The 2,661-nt window shown below is 74.7% G+C and carries 2 protein-coding genes; both read right to left on the bottom strand.

The annotated features are described in order from the left end of the window. On the bottom strand, positions 1-336 hold a 336-nt coding region (locus AC5RV2_RS16835), incomplete at its 3' end, for a GNAT family N-acetyltransferase (RefSeq protein WP_494093286.1). Positions 337-340: 4 nt separating this feature from the next. Further along, positions 341-2,661: thiol reductant ABC exporter subunit CydC (gene cydC / locus AC5RV2_RS16830; RefSeq protein WP_494093285.1), on the bottom strand; the 2,321-nt coding region annotated here is incomplete at its 5' end.

The raw sequence follows: 2,661 nt of genomic DNA, 5'->3' as shown, positions 1-2,661 counted from the left end.
CTGCCACTCGTAGAGCGCCCTGCCGATGCCGCGGCGGCGCCAGTCCGGATCCACCCCGCCCCAGGTGTGGGCGACGGGTGAGCCGGCGTTCGCGTAGACCCGGCCCACGGCACGCACCGTCCCGCCGGCATCCAGCCCGATGGCGGTGCACTCAGCGGGGTCGTTGGCAGGGTCGTCGAACGCCTCCGCCAGATCCGCCGTCGTCTCGGTCCAGACCGGTTTGTCCACCGCGGCCATCCGATGGATCAACCGGTGCCAGCCCTCGATGTCCGAGGCGGACATGGGACGCCAACGCAGGGCTCCGCCGGGAACGACCGGCAGGTCGGAATTGGTCATTGCCTCAGCTTAGGGCAGCGGCGTACGGGCCGGTAGGCAGATGCAGCCGAAGCTCGCACCATGCGGCTTGCCGCTCGTCGTGCGTCACCATGACCACTGCCTTGCCGGCGAGCCCGCGGCGCAGGTCGGCCAGCAACGCGTCCCCGGCCTCGCGGTCCAGGTGCGCGGCCGGTTCGTCCAGCAGCACCACATCGGAGTCGGCCAGCAGCGCCCGGGCCACGGCGAGTCGCTGCCGCTGGCCGCCGGAGAGGAAGTGCCCGCCCGGGCCGATCCGGGTGCCCAGCCCGTGCGGCAGTCCGGCCAGGAATCCGCCCAACCCCACGGCGGCGAGCGCCGCGCGCATCTCCTCTTCGGCCGGCGGATCCGTGGCCGGCCGGGCCAGCAGCAGATTGGCGCGGAGCGTCGAGTTGAACAGGTGCGCTTCCTGGGGCATCCACGCGATGGCCGACCGCGGCGCCCCGCCGGCCGTCCCGTTGACCAGGTAGCGGCCGGAGGCCAGTGGCAGGAAGCCCAGCAGCACGCCGAGCAGCGTGGACTTCCCGCTCCCCGACGGGCCGGTGACCGCCAGCCATTGTCCGCGCTCCACCCGCAGGTCCACGCCGGTGAAGGCGTCGTGGCCGGCGCCCGGGTACCGGTAGGACGCGTTGCGCAGTTCCAGCGCCTCGACCGGAGCTTCCCGCCGCGCTTGGCCGGCCGGGGCCGCGCCGCCGCTGCCCAGCTCCGGAACGACGCGTGCCCCGGCGGCGCGCCAGGCGCCCCATTGCTGCACCGCGGTGTTCACCGCCATGAAAGGTTCGGCCAGCGCCAGCTGCATCAGAACGACGACGGCCACCACCCCCGGCGCGGTGCCTCCCGCCGAACCCAGCATCACGACGGCCGAGAGGGAACAGGCCAGCACCGTCAGCGCGTGTCCCAGGCCCTGCGCCCAGGCGCTGCGCTGCACGGCGGCGGTCGCTTCCCGGTCAAGGCGGCGGGCGCGCAGCAGCAGCGGCCCGGCAGCCGTGTTGGCGGCCAGGTCGGGTGCGGCCGCCAGCAGCCGCGTGAAGGCGTTCAGCGACCTGCCCTTGATCCGCACGGTGGTTGCCTGGGCGTGGCGGTCCGCCCAGCGCGTCAGGGCCGGGGCACCCAGCACGCAGATCCCGGAGAGCAGCAGCTGCCAGCCCAGGGCCGCCGGCATCAGCAGAGCGGTGGCCACGCAGGACGCGGCGGCCACCAGCAGGCCGACCAGCGGGGCGAAGACGGCCCGGGGGGCGATGTCCCGCAGTTCGTCCACGTCTCCGACCAGCCGCTCCAGGGCGCCGCCGCCGCGGGCCAGCCGCCGCCATGCTGCCGGCCGCTGCAGCAGCCCGTTCCACAGCCTGATCCGCAGCCGGTCGGTGCTTTCGAAGACGGCGTCGTGCAGCTTCAGCCGCTCCTGGTAGCGCAGTACCGAACGCCCGATCCCGAAGAACCGGACACCGACGATGGAGGTCATCAGGTACAGGATCGGCGGCTGTTCGCTGGCATAGACGATCAGCCAACCGGACAGGCCCGCCAGCGCGACGGCGAAGAGTGCCGCGCCGAGGCCAAAGCAGAGGGCGGCCAGGAACCTGCCGCTCCACGGCCGCAGCAGCGCCGCCTGCCGCCACAGGCCGGGTCCGGCGCCGGCGGCGTCCTCCGCCGCCGCTTCCGTTGTGCCGCCCTCCCCCGGCGCTTCCGTTCCGGCGCCCGCCCTTGCTCCGGGCGCCTGCCCGCCGCGTTCGATCCCCGCTGCCGGGGTCCGCACACCCTCCGTCCCCGCCGGGGCGGCAGCAACGGTTTCCCCGGGCGCCGGCATCACCGGCACCACGTGGTCGGCGAGCGCCGCGGTGTCCGGGTCGTGGGCCACCAGCACGGTGGTCACCCGGCCGCGGAGCCGGTCCAGCGCCGCCTCGATGGCCCGGGCGCTGCGCTCATCCACGTGTGCGGTAGGTTCATCGGCCAGCAGCACGTCCACCCCGGGGACATGTTCAATCCGGGCCAAGGCCCGTGCCACGGCCACGCGCCGCAGCTCTCCCGGGCTCAAGTCGCCGGTGTCCGCGTCCGCCAGGCCGGCGGCATTTACCTGCGCCAGCGCTTCCTCCGCCGCTGCACGCCCGGCCGGTCCTGTCAGCCCCGCATACAGCGCCACCTCCTCGGCCGCGGTGGCCTCGGAGGGAACCGGGTGCTGCGGGATCCACGCGATCCGGCCGCGGTCGAGGCCGGACACCCCGCCGGCCAGCCGGATGCCGGCCCCGTCCCGGCGCAGGCCCGCCAGGATCTCCAGCACCGTGGTCTTGCCGCCGCCGCTCGGCCCGGACAAGGCGG

It is taken from the genome of Arthrobacter sp. Y3225116 (assembly GCF_059091245.1).
This window is presented reverse-complemented; position numbering and strand designations above follow the sequence as displayed.